This window comes from Enterococcus sp. DIV0724b, from assembly GCF_050531475.1.
Lineage (GTDB): Bacteria > Bacillota > Bacilli > Lactobacillales > Enterococcaceae > Enterococcus_L > Enterococcus_L haemoperoxidus.
In genome coordinates this window covers 1,139,958-1,154,060 of sequence record NZ_CP172890.1, presented here as the reverse complement: position 1 = coordinate 1,154,060, position 14,103 = coordinate 1,139,958, and the positions used below count along the sequence as shown (strand labels likewise).

The 14,103-nt window shown below is 35.0% G+C and carries 12 protein-coding genes; 1 reads left to right on the top strand and 11 read right to left on the bottom strand.

Annotated elements, in window-relative coordinates; genetic code table 11:
* Positions 1 to 3 precede the first annotated feature (3 nt).
* The 7 genes from IGJ02_RS05410 to IGJ02_RS05380 all read right to left on the bottom strand — a co-directional run bounded on the left by IGJ02_RS05410 (position 4) and on the right by IGJ02_RS05380 (position 8,737).
* On the bottom strand, positions 4 to 1,020 hold the full coding sequence (locus IGJ02_RS05410) for an NAD(P)H-dependent glycerol-3-phosphate dehydrogenase (RefSeq protein WP_010760800.1): 1,017 nt from the start codon (positions 1,018 to 1,020) through the stop codon (positions 4 to 6).
* A 302-nt stretch (positions 1,021 to 1,322) separates the two neighbouring features.
* Positions 1,323 to 2,153, bottom strand: coding sequence for a prolipoprotein diacylglyceryl transferase (gene lgt / locus IGJ02_RS05405; RefSeq protein WP_010760799.1), 831 nt, complete (start codon positions 2,151 to 2,153; stop codon positions 1,323 to 1,325).
* A 695-nt stretch (positions 2,154 to 2,848) separates the two neighbouring features.
* Entirely contained in the window at positions 2,849 to 3,787 is a 939-nt protein-coding gene (gene hprK / locus IGJ02_RS05400; RefSeq protein WP_034682890.1) for an HPr(Ser) kinase/phosphatase, read from the bottom strand.
* 338 nt (positions 3,788 to 4,125) lie between these two features.
* Positions 4,126 to 5,100 carry an ETX/MTX2 family pore-forming toxin gene (locus tag IGJ02_RS05395; RefSeq protein ID WP_430603518.1) on the bottom strand — a complete coding sequence of 325 codons (975 nt, stop codon included), beginning with the start codon at positions 5,098 to 5,100 and terminating at the stop codon, positions 4,126 to 4,128.
* Positions 5,101 to 5,148: 48 nt separating this feature from the next.
* A complete protein-coding gene (locus tag IGJ02_RS05390) occupies positions 5,149 to 6,117 on the bottom strand; it encodes an ETX/MTX2 family pore-forming toxin (protein WP_430603517.1) in 969 nt (322 codons plus the stop codon).
* Positions 6,118 to 6,745: 628 nt separating this feature from the next.
* Positions 6,746 to 7,684 carry an ETX/MTX2 family pore-forming toxin gene (locus IGJ02_RS05385; RefSeq protein ID WP_430603516.1) on the bottom strand — a complete coding sequence of 313 codons (939 nt, stop codon included), beginning with the start codon at positions 7,682 to 7,684 and terminating at the stop codon, positions 6,746 to 6,748.
* 84 nt (positions 7,685 to 7,768) lie between these two features.
* The gene (locus IGJ02_RS05380; RefSeq protein WP_430603515.1) at positions 7,769 to 8,737 is read right to left on the bottom strand and encodes an ETX/MTX2 family pore-forming toxin; all 969 of its coding nucleotides are present in this window, start codon (positions 8,735 to 8,737) and stop codon (positions 7,769 to 7,771) included.
* 343 nt (positions 8,738 to 9,080) lie between these two features.
* Between IGJ02_RS05380 and IGJ02_RS05375 the strand changes: the two genes are divergently transcribed.
* The gene (locus IGJ02_RS05375) at positions 9,081 to 10,049 is read left to right on the top strand and encodes a GIY-YIG nuclease family protein (RefSeq protein ID WP_430603514.1); all 969 of its coding nucleotides are present in this window, start codon (positions 9,081 to 9,083) and stop codon (positions 10,047 to 10,049) included.
* Positions 10,050 to 10,089: 40 nt separating this feature from the next.
* Here IGJ02_RS05375 and IGJ02_RS05370 read toward each other — a convergent pair whose 3' ends face one another.
* The 4 genes from IGJ02_RS05370 to IGJ02_RS05355 form a co-directional block, all read right to left on the bottom strand.
* The gene (locus IGJ02_RS05370; protein WP_010760794.1) at positions 10,090 to 10,449 is read right to left on the bottom strand and encodes a phage holin family protein; all 360 of its coding nucleotides are present in this window, start codon (positions 10,447 to 10,449) and stop codon (positions 10,090 to 10,092) included.
* Complete coding sequence (locus IGJ02_RS05365) at positions 10,449 to 10,769, bottom strand: PspC domain-containing protein (protein WP_010760793.1); 321 nt, start codon at positions 10,767 to 10,769, stop codon at positions 10,449 to 10,451. Before IGJ02_RS05365 ends, IGJ02_RS05370 begins: the two co-directional genes overlap by 1 nt.
* A gap of 153 nt (positions 10,770 to 10,922) precedes the next feature.
* The gene (liaX, locus tag IGJ02_RS05360) at positions 10,923 to 12,524 is read right to left on the bottom strand and encodes a daptomycin-sensing surface protein LiaX (RefSeq protein ID WP_430603513.1); all 1,602 of its coding nucleotides are present in this window, start codon (positions 12,522 to 12,524) and stop codon (positions 10,923 to 10,925) included.
* A gap of 260 nt (positions 12,525 to 12,784) precedes the next feature.
* Complete coding sequence (locus IGJ02_RS05355; protein ID WP_010760791.1) at positions 12,785 to 14,083, bottom strand: pyrimidine-nucleoside phosphorylase; 1,299 nt, start codon at positions 14,081 to 14,083, stop codon at positions 12,785 to 12,787.
* Positions 14,084 to 14,103: the final 20 nt, after the last annotated feature.

Here is a 14,103-nt window from a genome sequence, read left to right as displayed (position 1 = left end):
AATTTATATAGAAAATTCATTTTCTGTTTTACCATCACGTAACATAATTTCTTTTGCCGCTTGTTTTACATCTTGACCTTCATACAAGACCTTATATATCGCTTCTGTGATTGGCATATCAACATTTAATTGCTGAGATAATTCATACGCTGCTTTTGTTGTAGATACCCCTTCAACGATCATTCCCATATTTTCAAGAACTTCGTCTAAGCTGTGTCCTTTTCCAAGAAGATTACCAGCACGCCAATTACGTGAGTGCACACTTGTACAAGTAACAATTAAATCACCGACTCCGCTCAAACCAATAAAGGTTAAAGGGTTTGCCCCCATCGCCACACCTAAACGACTTATTTCAGCTAAACCGCGTGTCATGATTGCAGCTTTCGCATCATCGCCAAAGCCTAACCCGTGGATTGCACCTGCTCCTAACGCAATGATATTTTTCAGCGCAGCGCCCGTTTCGACACCAATTACATCATCATTTGTATAAATTCTAAAATAGTCATTCATAAATAACGATTGAACATATGTTGCATCTGACAAATTCTCACTTGCAGCAGTAATCGTTGTAATATCATGAACAGCGACTTCTTCTGCATGACTTGGACCAGATAGAACAACCACTCCGCGCCTTTTATCTGTTGGGATTTCTTCCATTAATACTTCAGATATCCGCTTATGACTTCCCTGTTCCAAGCCTTTACTAGCATGAATGATCAAAGGTTGATTTGTACATTTTTCTGTAAATTCTTGCGCCACCGTTCGAATGGCTTTAGTCGGAACAACAAACAAGACCGCATCTGCATCTTGAATACATTCTTCTAAAGAACTCTTCCCTTGAATCGATTCTGGAATGACCAAATCAGGTAAGTAATGATGATTCGTATGATGCGTGTTGATTTCATCAATTTGTGCTTTATTATGTCCCCATATACGAACCTCATGACCATTTTCTGCTAAAACTTGTGCCAATGCAGTTCCCCATGAACCTGGACCTAAAACAGCAACTTTTTGTTTCATTGGTGAAAATCTCCTTTCAAAATAAGAAGAGCTGATTCGGTGAATCTAGATCATAGAAAAGTTGAACAAACTAGATCAGCTCTGACAGAAAGATAGGAAAAACAATTGAGTCGTTCTTTGACTCGTTTATTTTTTATCTTCTTTCCTAAAAGCTCTTTAGTAGAAAATCTAGCTCAAAACGTTTCTATAACTCTACCGACTATCCAACTTCTTATTTCTTTAAATAACCAAAATAAATTACTATTCTTATAGTTTTTGTATCCACCTATCATTTTACCATAGCTTAGATGGAATAGGCAGTTCTAAATAGCCTTTTTTGATGTTCCTTTTTCACGGTCATAAAATTTTACAGACCCCTTTTTACGGCGAATAATCATAATCACAATTGCACCGAAAAATAACACAAGAGAAACTAATTGTGAAACTCGGACACTTCCAAATGCATATAAACTATCTGTCCGCATCCCTTCAATAAAGAACCTTCCGAAAGAGTACCAAATGATATATCCTAAAAAGACTTCGCCTTCTTTTAAGAAATTTTTCTTTTTTCTCAAAACAATCAATACAATAAAACCTAAAACATTCCAGATAGATTCATATAAAAAAGTTGGTTGATGATATGTTCCTTCAATATTCATATTGTCGATGATAAATTTTGGTAAATGCAAGCTTTCCAAAAAACCTCGAGTTGTTGCGGGACCATAAGCTTCATGGTTCATGAAATTCCCCCAGCGCCCGATCCCTTGAGCCAAAATCACACTTGGTGCTGCAATATCTAAAAAGGTCCAAGTTGAAATAAAACGATGCCTTGTGAAGAAAAATAAAGCTAGACCTCCGCCGATTAGCCCACCATAAATCGCGAGACCACCGTTTCTAGTCAAAATAATCTCAATTGGATTATCGACATAATCTTGCCACTGAAAAATGACATAGTACAAACGGGCACCAATAATTGCACTAGGTAAGCCCCACAACATAAAGTCAATTACGTCATCTTCTTTTAAACCGACACGAACTGCTTCTCTACTACTTAACCAAACAGCTAGCACGATTCCTGAAACAATAATAATTGCATACCAATACACCGCTATCCCAAAAAGATTAAGCGCTACTGGATTTACTTGTCCTAACATTCGGCTTCCTCCTAATTTAAAAGTGAAGCGGGATCGCTCAGCTCTGACAGAAAAATAGGAAATTATGAATAAGGTGTTCTTTACCTCATTCATAATTTATCTTTTTTTCTGAAGTGCTAACCCGCTTAGCTAGATAATACATATTGGTAAAAAACGTTCCACTTCGCTACACCTTGCACTTTTCAACATCAGTTCATTTTATTCACAGTGTTTCAAAGCAAAAACTGAACAGGCACGTTCAGTTCCAACTGAAAAATAGGAAAATATGAGAGTGGTGTTCTTTACCACAATCAGATTTTATCTTTTTTCCAAAGAGCTAGCTCACATAACTAGATAACCTTAAAAGTGAAACGGGCTCGATCAGCTCTGACTGAAAAATAGGAAAATATGAGGGTGGTGTTCTTTACCACAATCAGATTTTATCTTTTTTCCGAAGAGCTAGCTCGTATAACTAGATAACCTTAAAAGTGAAACGGGCTCGATCAGCTCTGACTGAAAAATAGGAAAATATGAGGGTGGTGTTCTTTACCACAATCAGATTTTATCTTTTTTCCGAAGAGCTAGCTCACATAACTAGATAACCTTAAAAGTGAAACGGGCTCGATCAGCTCTGACTGAAAAATAGGAAAATATGAGGGTGGTGTTCTTTACCACAATCAGATTTTATCTTTTTTCCGAAGTGCTAGCTCGTATAACTAGATACTTCCTGAATTTTCCTCAATCAATCGAGTCAAACGTTCTTCAAATGATTTTGTCGCATCATAGCCCATAGTCTTCGCACGAAAATTCATTGCAGCAACTTCAATAATGATTGCCACGTTCCGCCCGGTTTTAACAGGAATACGGATTTGAGGAACATCAACATTTGCGATTTCAACCATTGCATCATCTGATCCTAAACGGTCATATTTTTTATCTTTTTCCCATGCTTCTAAGTAAACAACAAGTTGGACTTGCATAAAGCCGCGAACCGCACTTGCACCAAATAAATTCATTACATCAATGATTCCAATCCCACGAATTTCAATCAGATGCTGTAAAATTTTAGGCGGTTCACCGACAACTGTCAATTCATCTTGCTGATAAACATCGACTCTGTCATCTGCTATCAATCGATGACCTCGCTTGATCAACTCTAACGCTGTCTCACTTTTACCGATACCACTATCGCCTTGAATCAAGACACCTAATCCATAAACGTCGACTAAAACACCATGTACGCTAGTTCTTGCTGCTAAACGACTGTCTAGGTAGCTGGATAACTCTCCTAATAATCTCGATGTAGAAATCGGTGAACGTAACACTGCCAGTCCTTTTTCTTTTGCGGCTTGTACCATTTCCTCAGGTGCTTCTAATCCTCTAGAGATAATAAAAGCCGGCGTATCCTTTTCACATAAACGACGCATCACCATCAAACGTTCTTCAGGTATCATTCGTTCAGAAAATGTAATCTCCTTACTACCGAATAATTGCAAGCGATTATGAGGATAATAATTAAAGTAACCTGTCAATTCCAGACCAGGACGGGAAATATCTCCTGTTGTGATTTCTCTATTTAAACTTTCTTCATCGCCATAAACGACTTCTAAAGAAAGCTTCTCTACCAGTTGATGAATTTTTACAACTTCTTCCATCTTTATCATTCATTCCTTTCCAGTTCTCTACTCGTTCCATTTTATCATTTCAGGTGGGAAGTTTCTAGCTATTAGGAAGATGTCAGGGGTTTATTTGATTTTCTTTATATCTGATTATTTATTTTGACTAAAGAAACATTATAAAAATGCAACTTTGTTAAAGTCTAAATGTAATTACCTGTTCTTTCAATTTTTCGATAGTAATATGCTTCACTCAATGATTCTATGTTATTTTTCTCATTAAAAAATAAAAAAGATGACTGATGTACCACTCTCATCAGTCATCAAGCCTAAAATAGGCCAATTATTCTACTATTTAAATTCTCAACACTTATGACTTATTGCCGAACTAGTTCTAACTTTTGTTCGTTGACAATTACAGAGTTTTCTTCTCCATTTGTTATATCACGCGTCACAACATTAAACTCAGTACCGTACACCGCTTCAACATGACCGAATCCTCCATCATATAGAAGAATATCATCATTGTTATAAACCGTATCAAAATTGTCTGCGAAACCACTTGGTACAAGTTCAGGAAACCAATTTACTGCATTGTTGTAATCATAGTATGTTGTGCTCATTTTCCTATACCAGAGACTTGTTGGTGATTCAGCAAAATAGATCTTTGCCTTAATGTTAGAAGTTAGTTTGATAGCCGCTTTTGTTGACACTCTACTCACTACGAGTTCTAATCTATATTTTTTATGTGCTGGTACTTTTATATTTTGAGCGGGCACTGTAAACGTCTCCGTGTGAGACTTTGTACTAGAATCCTCTTTGTTAAAATCAGCTTGAAAATGGATCGTTGAGGAAGCATTCACAATAAGATCAAAGTTGATATTGGACTCTATTCCTAGTGAATAATTTTGTGTGATGGTTGATGTCTCTGACTCTTCAATGGTCTCATTACGAGATAATGAGGTAAATACCTGTTCTTCATCAGTATCGTTTCTAAAAGTATCCACATCAATATATTTGGGCTGGAGATTATCGTGTATGATATCGTATGCTCTTACATGATGGTCAAAGGCTTCAAAATCACCTGGATCTCTTAATGCAGGCTTTGAACCAGGAGGTAAAAAACCACGCGGTTCTTCAGAAAGACCAACGTAATATCCCATCATCATTAACTGATACCTTGGTTGTTGCAGACCTGGTAATCTTATCCCGATATCTTGGTTGACCAACAGATTATTTTGAACTGGTATACTATTTTTTTTTTCAACTTCTGCTTCAGCAATACTTGCAATTGCTCCTACAGACGATAAACACATAATTGAAGCTATCATATAACAAAATATTTTTTTCATTTTTACCCCTCCTATGCTATTTTTATAAACTACTCTTCATCTTTTACCTTATTGCCTAATTAGTTCTATTTTTTTTTCGCTGACAACTACTGCTTTATCTTCACCGTCAGTTATGTCTACTATTTGCGCACGAAAATCAGAACCATATTCAGCCTTTACATGACCACGTCCTCCATCGTATAAAACAGGTATGTCTTGATTACTCCCATCTGCTTGTACTTCCCAATTTTTTAAAAGATTTGGCAAACTAGAATCATTTTTTCGAGCTTGAATATAATGATTTAGTAGTGGATTTACTTTTTCAAAATATCGAGTTCCGTTTGCTCCTTCTACTTTATAAACGTCCCCATTTATTTTAGAGGTAAGCTTGATATCTGCTGTTGTTGCTGTTTTTGCCATTATTAGTTGCAGTTTATATTTTTTATGGGCTGGTACTTTAACTTGTTGAGAGTTCAAAGTAAGTGTCTCAGAATGACTCTTCTTGGTAGAATCTGCTTTGTTAAAATCTGCTTGAAATTTAACGCCTATGCCAGCTTTGACTATAATTTCAAAACTAAGTTTTGCATCTACCCCTAAAGCATAATGTTGTGTAATCGTTGTCATTTCAGATTCATCAAACGTCTCTGAATGCGCAATTGACATATATGTTTGCTCTGTATCAGTTTCATTTGAGAACGTATCCACATCAATATACTTAGGCTGATAGTTATCATGTGAAATATTCTCTACTCTTATATGACGATCAAAAGCTTTAAAATTTTCTACTGAACCTATAGGGATTGAATCCTTATCCATATCACCTCTTTTTATTTGATATTGACCATAGTAAAAACCCATGTACATTAAATCGTTCCATGCTTCAGTATCCGCTTTTGATATTTCTTGGTTCATCAAAGGACTATTTTGTATGGGGGTAACGTTTTCTTTCTCCCCTACGGCTTCGGCAGCACTTGCAATTGACCCTACAGACGACAAACACATAACCGTTGCTAAAAAAAAGCATAATTCTTTTTTCATTTTTTAACCCTCCTATCTTATTTTATAAAAAATAGTTCATTTCGATAATCATCAGCCCTCGCTTTCTTTTAGAACTATTCATTAGCTCTATTCGTGAGTCTATTTTAATTATATTTACTCGTCCTAAAAAAAACATTTGTTTATTCATTTATATATTAATACATTAATATGAATAAGAACATACCATACATGTTATACTTACATAACTTATTGTCCTCCTTCATCGCCATAAACGACTTCTAAAGAAAGCTTCTCTACCAGTTGATGAATTTTTACAACTTCTTCCATCTTTATCATTCATTCCTTTCCAGTTCTCTACTCGTTCCATTTTATCATTTCAGGTGGGAAGTTTCTAGCTATTAGGAAGATGTCAGGGGTTTATTTGATTTTCTTTATATCTGATTATTTATTTTGACTAAAGAAACATTATAAAAATGCAACTTTGTTAAAGTCTAATTGTAATTGCCTGTTCTTTCAATTTTTCGATAGTAATATGCTTCACTCAATAATTCTATGTTATTTTTCTCATTAAAAAAATAAAAAAAGGTGACTGATGTACCATTCTCATCAGTCACCCAGCCTAAAATAGGCCAATTATTCTACTATTTAAATTCTCAATACTTATGACTTATTGCCGAACTAGTTCTAACTTTTGTTCGTTGACAATCACAGCGTTCTCTTCTCCATTTGTTACATCAATCGTCCGAACATTATAATCAGTACCGTACACCGCTTCAACATGACCGAATCCTCCGTCATATAGAAGAACATCATCATTGTTTTTAACTATTTCTAAATTGTCTGCGAAACCACTTGGTACAAGTTCAGGAAACCACTGTGCTGCAAGTCTGTAATCATAATGCATCAAGCTCATTTGCCTATACCAGAGACTTGTTGGTGATTCAGCAAAATAGATCTTTGCCTTAATGTTAGAAGTTAGTTTGATAGCCGCTTTTGTTGACACTCTACTCACTACGAGTTCTAATCTATATTTTTTATGTGCTGGTACTTTTATATTTTGAGCGGGCACTGTAAACGTCTCCGTGTGAGACTTTGTACTAGAATCCTCTTTGTTAAAATCAGCTTGAAAATGGATCGTTGAGGAAGCATTCACAATAAGATCAAAGTTGATATTGGACTCTATTCCTAGTGAATAATTTTGTGTGATGGTTGATGTCTCTGACTCTTCAATGGTCTCATTACGAGATAATGAGGTAAATACCTGTTCTTCATCAGTATCGTTTCTAAAAGTATCCACATCAATATATTTGGGCTGGAGATTATCGTGTATGATATCGTATGCTCTTACATGATGGTCAAAGGCTTCAAAATCACCTGGATCTCTTAATGCAGGCTTTGAACCAGGAGGTAAAAAACCACGCGGTTCTTCAGAAAGACCAACGTAATATCCCATCATCATTAACTGATACCTTGGTTGTTGCAGACCTGGTAATCTTATCCCGATATCTTGGTTGACCAACAGATTATTTTGAACTGGTATACTATTTTTTTTTTCAACTTCTGCTTCAGCAATACTTGCAATTGCTCCTACAGACGATAAACACATAATTGAAGCTATCATATAACAAAATATTTTTTTCATTTTTACCCCTCCTATGCTATTTTTATAAACTACTCTTCATCTTTTACCTTATTGCCTAATTAGTTCTATTTTTTTTTCGCTGACAACTACTGCTTTATCTTCACCGTCAGTTATGTCTACTATTTGCGCACGAAAATCAGAACCATATTCAGCCTTTACATGACCACGTCCTCCATCGTATAAAACAGGTATGTCTTGATTACTCCCATCTGCTTGTACTTCCCAATTTTTTAAAAGATTTGGCAAACTAGAATCATTTTTTCGAGCTTGAATATAATGATTTAGTAGTGGATTTACTTTTTCAAAATATCGAGTTCCGTTTGCTCCTTCTACTTTATAAACGTCCCCATTTATTTTAGAGGTAAGCTTGATATCTGCTGTTGTTGCTGTTGTTGCCATTATTAGTTGCAGTTTATATTTTTTATGGGCTGGTACTTTAACTTGTTGAGAGTTCAAAGTAAGTGTCTCAGAATGACTCTTCTTGGTAGAATCTGCTTTGTTAAAATCTGCTTGAAATTTAACGCCTATGCCAGCTTTGACTATAATTTCAAAACTAAGTTTTGCATCTACCCCTAAAGCATAATGTTGTGTAATCGTTGTCGTTTCAGATTCATCAAACGTCTCTGAATGCGCAATTGACATATATGTTTGCTCTGTATCAGTTTCATTTGAGAACGTATCCACATCAATATACTTAGGCTGATAGTTATCATGTGAAATATTCTCTACTCTTATATGACGATCAAAAGCTTTAAAATTTTCTACTGAACCTATAGGGATTGAATCCTTATCCATATCACCTCTTTTTATTTGATATTGACCATAGTAAAAACCCATGTACATTAAATCGTTCCATGCTTCAGTATCCGCTTTTGATATTTCTTGGTTCATCAAAGGACTATTTTGTACTGGAGTAACAGTTCCTTTTTCACCTACGGCTTCTGCAGCACTTGCAATTGACCCTACAGACGACAAACACATAACCGTTGCTAAAAAACAGCATAATTCTTTTTTCATTTTTTAATCCTCCTATCTTATTTTTATAAAAAATAGTTCATTTCGATAATCATCAGCCCTCGCTTTCTTTTAGAACTATTCATTAACTCTATTCGTGAGTCTATTTTAATTATATTTACTCGTCCTAAAAAAACATTTGTTTATTCATTTATATATTAATACATTAATATGAATAAGAACATACCATACATGTTATACTTACATAACTTATTGTCCTCAAATTATTTAGTATTATTATTTTAACTAGATTCAAACATACTTACTTATTGACTATCTCTATTTAATTCGTATACTTAGTTTGTACTATTTCCAGTGATAAAAACATGTATTGGATGTGTTTTTCATGAAAAATAATTTAAAAGAACAAGCGAGAAATCTACCTTTAGCCCCCGGTGTCTATTTAATGAAAGATAAACATGGAGCAATTATTTATGTAGGTAAGGCAAAAAAACTGCGAGAACGTGTCGGCAGCTACTTTGTTAAGAACAAACAACATTCAAGCAAAACAATTCGGATGATTCAACAACTAAATAGTTTCGATGTGATTGAAGTAGACTCGGAGCTTGACGCTCTCTTGCTAGAATGCCAATTAATTCAAGAATGCCGTCCAATTTATAATCGGCAGATGAACTCTTTTGAAAAGTATAAATATATTGAAATCAATATGGAAAAAGAAGACATTTCAATCAATATACGCACTGTCCCAACGAAAAAAAATTGCTTTGGTCCATTTTCCACTAATAGGAAACTTTCAGAACTAAAACAAATTTTAGAGAACCTATATGGATTAAATCAGAAAAATTATTGGCAACAAACTTTCTCTGAAAACGCCATGCCTCAATTAGACTCAAAGACTGTTGCTACAGAATTGCTCGGTGCATTCACTCAGAACAATCAACTACCTCAAAATCGTTTAGAAGAAAAAATGATTGTAGCAGCAGAAAATCAATCATTCGAAAAAGCGTCTAAATTACGTGAAGATTGGCAATTCCTCACGCGCTTTTTCAATCAAAATACAAAATTGATCCTAGCATCTCAAACCAATTGGCAGCTTTTGTCCATTCCGATTGGTTCTAAAATAAAATATTATTTGATTTATCAAGGTCTTATTCTAAATAGCCGAATCCTTACAAAACAAACTTTTTCCAACTATACATCTAGCGAACTTGCAAAAAAGATTCTGCCTAAAAATAAACCTGAAAAGATTCAGCAGTTTTCCAAAGAACAAGTCGATTTTATCAATATTTTATATGGCTATATTAACCGACACAAAGAATGCCGATTAGTCGAGCTTACTGATCCATTTGCATAAAGAAAAGGATAAAACCCAACTTATCGTTTGGGTTTTATCCTTATTCACTATATTTATCTAAATTACGTTCACTGACGATCATATTTACTAAAGACATGATTACTGCCATCAAAATCGCTGCTCCAAAGCTGGAAAAACCGAAATTTGTTTCTCCAACAAATGAAGAGGTCATTTTTAAAATTGCCGCATTCACAATGAAACTAAACAAACCAAATGTAAGTAAAGTAAACGGAAGCGATAAAATCGTCAACACTGGTTTTACTAACATATTTAATATGGAGAGCACAAAAGCAGCAATGATTGCCATCCAGATACTTCTCACGAAAATCATATTTGGAAAAATCACTGAGAGTGAAACAAATGTCAACGTATTAACGATCAAACGTTGAAAGTATGTCATTAGAAGTCACTCCAGTCATCATCGTTCACTTTTTCTGCTTGTTTTCTTTGTTTTTGTTCGTTAGCATATGGATTTGCGTTACGTGTATTTCTGTTGTATGGATTTTGATGGCCATAGCTGTTATAGTTTTTAGTTCTACCTGAAGGAATCAAGATAGCTAAAACAATATATAGAAAAATTGGACTGCCAATAAAGATAAAGCTGGCTACCACATAAATCACACGTACAATCGTAGGATCAATACCTAACCATTCCGCAATTCCCGCTAAGGTTCCTGTTAGTACCACATTATTGGGAGATTTTGTCAATCGTTTTCTCATTTTTTTCACCTCTTATCAATTAGATTTTACAATAGAATGGATGAAGAATCATCCTTTTTTTCTTTTATTTCCTCCTATATCGATAGTTAAGAGAACTATTCTTAACTATCGAGAAGGAAGTCAGCACAATTTAAGCAATCATGTTCTACGCATTTATTTATCTGTGTCTTTTAAATAAATGTTTCCTGTTGTTGTAGAAGCATTGATTTGAGCCATATCTTCATCATTTAATCGTCTAAATTGTAGTAATTGGTTGGTTCTTTCTTTCTTCTCACGAATCACTTCATAATCACTTAAGCGACTATTGATGCTACCTAAGCTCGTTTTCACTGTACCTTCAACACCCAGTTCATTTGGTAATGCGATTTTTACATTGCCGTTGACAGAACTTGCTTCTACTTTACGTAGTGTCTTTTCTTTCGCCGTGATACGAACATCACCATTGATCAATGAGACACTAATTGTTTGTGGTGTTGCAGCAATCGTTACAGTACCATTCACGGTTTCAATGATATTATCTAGGATTTCACCATCTAAGACTTTGATATCACCATTTACACCTTCAATTTCAAGCATTGTTGCATCGATTTTATTGAATGTGATTGAGCCATTTGTTGATTTAGTGTAAACATCTTTTGCCTTCAACGATTCAATCAAGACATTTCCATTTAACAATTTAATTGATACATGATCAAATGTACGTTCAGGTAAGTAGAAAATCAAATCTGCGCGAACACGTTTGTTTGGAATTTGGAATGAAATCACTTCGTCATCTACATCGATTTGGCTTCTTTCCAAGAACGCTTCAAGCGGTGTTTCAGCATCCATTTTACCATAAAGTTTGATTTTTCCTTCTACTTTAACATCTGGTTGATCCCAAGTTCTAAAGATAATATTTCCATTCGCTACTTTGACATCAATCAAACTTGCAAGCGGTGCTGGGTAATTGAATTCATGTTCAAATTTCGTTGTAGCAACACCTGGAACTTTGAAACTAACGTCTTTCCATTCCATATTATCATTCATTGTTTCAGAAAATGTGCTAAATGTTTTCTTAAGGAATGAACCCAATTGAGATCCTGCTTCACTCATTTTTTCTCCGACTTGATTGATCGTATCCGTTGCTTGATCTTTCCAATCATCAGGAATATCAAATTTTGAAGCGACACGATCTTTCGTACCAGACCATTGTTCTTTACGAATATTTTTCAATTCAGCTTCAAGAGCGATTTTTTCTTGAATTCGTTCGTCTAAAGAATCTTCTAATGATTTGATCTCAGCTTCAAGGGATGCTCTTACTTGTAAATCTTCACTTGTTAATTCGCTTAATTCTTCTTTGGTATTAAGTTCCATCAATTTTTCTTGTGCTTCTTTGACTTCTTCTTTGACACCAGCAATTTCAGCGTTGATTTCATCTAACTCAACAGAAGCACGATTCGCTTCAGTTGCTAGATTATCTAGAATTTTTTCTAGACGTTCATGATCTTGCGCCTCTTTTGCTTTAACATCTTCATCAGAAATTTCAGGTTCGACTACGTCTTCTTCCTTTTTATTTTCTAACTTATTTAATAAATCTACGACTTTGTCATTTTCTTTTGTGTCAACTGTTGGATTTGTTACGTTTACTTGGTCGGCAGCTTTTTTGATTTGTTTTTCATCTTTTTCTGTCGCCATATTTTCTAATAAAACTAAAGCTTCCTCTGAAGATAGGATACCTTTTTTAACTAAGTCTAATACTCTTTCTCTTTCTTTCATGGAAATTGCCTCCTTAGCAAATTTTTCACCCGAGGGTGTTTTCCTTATGTACCTATTATGCCTTCTTTTTAGTTGTTTGTCATAGGACTTTAGAATGAATTTTGACCTGTACTTACGTATGGTATCAAAAAACATTGTGTAAAAACAAAAAAGAAGAAGATCCTCACTTTGAGTATCTCCTCTTTTTCCATTAAATCTACTACACTACACAATCAATCCTTCTAGAAGCTTCTATAGTAGTAGTAAATGAATGATTATTTTTAAGAAATTTGTTTATAGATTAATTTAGGTGCTATTCCTGTATCACCAATTTGGATATTTTCTTTGATCATTGCTTCTACTTCAGCAACATCTTTTTTGTTTGCATGGATCGTTACAAGAGAATCGCCAACTTTAACATCGTCACCAATTTTTTTGTTTAAAACCAATCCTACTGCTAAATCAATTTCATCTTCTTTCGTTGCTCGACCTGCTCCTAATTTCATAGCAGCTACACCAATGGCATCAGCAACGATCTCAGATACAACACCTTCTTTATCTGCTGTTACTTCAAATGTATATTGTGCCGCAGGTAATAATTCTGGATTTTTGACCCACTCTGGATTACCACCTTGATTTTTAACGAATACAGCAAATTTATCTAGAGCTGATCCGTCTTCGATCACACCTAACAACATTTTGCGTGCTTCATCTAAAGAATCTGTTTTTCCTGCTAAAACAACCATTTGACTACCTAAAGTTAGGACTAGTTCCGTTAAATCTTCCGGTCCATTTCCTTTTAGAGTATCGATTGCTTCTTTGATTTCTAAAGAATTACCAATCGCAGCACCTAAAGGTTGAGACATATCAGAAATGATTGCCATTGTTTTTCTTCCAACAAGATTTCCGATGCGAACCATCGCTTCAGCTAATTTCTCAGCATCTTCTTCTGTCTTCATAAATGCTCCAGCACCTGTTTTTACATCTAAGACAATCGCGTCTGCACCAGCAGCTATCTTCTTACTCATAATAGAGCCAGCAATCAACGGAATAGAACTTACTGTTCCTGTTACATCACGTAGTGCATAGATTTTTTTATCAGCTGGCGTTAGATTGCCAGATTGTCCGATAACAGCGATCTTGTCTTGATTGACAATATTAATGAATTCTTCATCACTGATTTCAATATGGAACCCATCAAATGATTCTAATTTGTCTAATGTTCCACCAGTATGACCTAAGCCACGACCTGACATTTTTGCAAAAGGAATATCTAATGCTGCAATGAGTGGAGCTAAAACTAATGTTGTTGTATCACCAACACCGCCAGTAGAATGTTTATCCACTTTTACGCCTTCAATTCCAGATAAGTCAATCACATCACCTGAATCGACCATTGCTAGAGTCAAGTTTGCACGCTCTTCATCCGTCATGTCTTGGAAATAAATAGCCATTAATAAAGCACTTGCTTGATAATCTGGAATTGTTCCAGCAGTATAGCCATCAATAAAAAACTTGATTTCTTCTTTTGTTAATTCAAGTCCGTTTCTTTTCTTCTCAATAACATCGACCATTCTCATTTCCTTCACCATTCCTTTTT

What these genes read in the sequence shown, in the direction of transcription:
- IGJ02_RS05380 (WP_430603515.1), bottom strand. Translation starts at nt 8,737, where the DNA reads ATGAAAAAAGAATTATGCTGTTTTTTAGCAACGGTTATGTGTTTGTCG.
- IGJ02_RS05385 (WP_430603516.1), bottom strand. Translation starts at nt 7,684, where the DNA reads ATGTGTTTATCGTCTGTAGGAGCAATTGCAAGTATTGCTGAAGCAGAA.
- IGJ02_RS05410 (WP_010760800.1), bottom strand. Translation starts at nt 1,020, where the DNA reads ATGAAACAAAAAGTTGCTGTTTTAGGTCCAGGTTCATGGGGAACTGCA.
- IGJ02_RS05370 (WP_010760794.1), bottom strand. Translation starts at nt 10,449, where the DNA reads ATGACATACTTTCAACGTTTGATCGTTAATACGTTGACATTTGTTTCA.
- liaX (WP_430603513.1), bottom strand. Translation starts at nt 12,524, where the DNA reads ATGAAAGAAAGAGAAAGAGTATTAGACTTAGTTAAAAAAGGTATCCTA.
- IGJ02_RS05355 (WP_010760791.1), bottom strand. Translation starts at nt 14,083, where the DNA reads ATGAGAATGGTCGATGTTATTGAGAAGAAAAGAAACGGACTTGAATTA.
- hprK (WP_034682890.1), bottom strand. Translation starts at nt 3,787, where the DNA reads ATGGAAGAAGTTGTAAAAATTCATCAACTGGTAGAGAAGCTTTCTTTA.
- IGJ02_RS05375 (WP_430603514.1), top strand. Translation starts at nt 9,081, where the DNA reads ATGAAAAATAATTTAAAAGAACAAGCGAGAAATCTACCTTTAGCCCCC.
- lgt (WP_010760799.1), bottom strand. Translation starts at nt 2,153, where the DNA reads ATGTTAGGACAAGTAAATCCAGTAGCGCTTAATCTTTTTGGGATAGCG.
- IGJ02_RS05365 (WP_010760793.1), bottom strand. Translation starts at nt 10,769, where the DNA reads ATGAGAAAACGATTGACAAAATCTCCCAATAATGTGGTACTAACAGGA.
- IGJ02_RS05390 (WP_430603517.1), bottom strand. Translation starts at nt 6,117, where the DNA reads ATGAAAAAAGAATTATGCTTTTTTTTAGCAACGGTTATGTGTTTGTCG.
- IGJ02_RS05395 (WP_430603518.1), bottom strand. Translation starts at nt 5,100, where the DNA reads ATGAAAAAAATATTTTGTTATATGATAGCTTCAATTATGTGTTTATCG.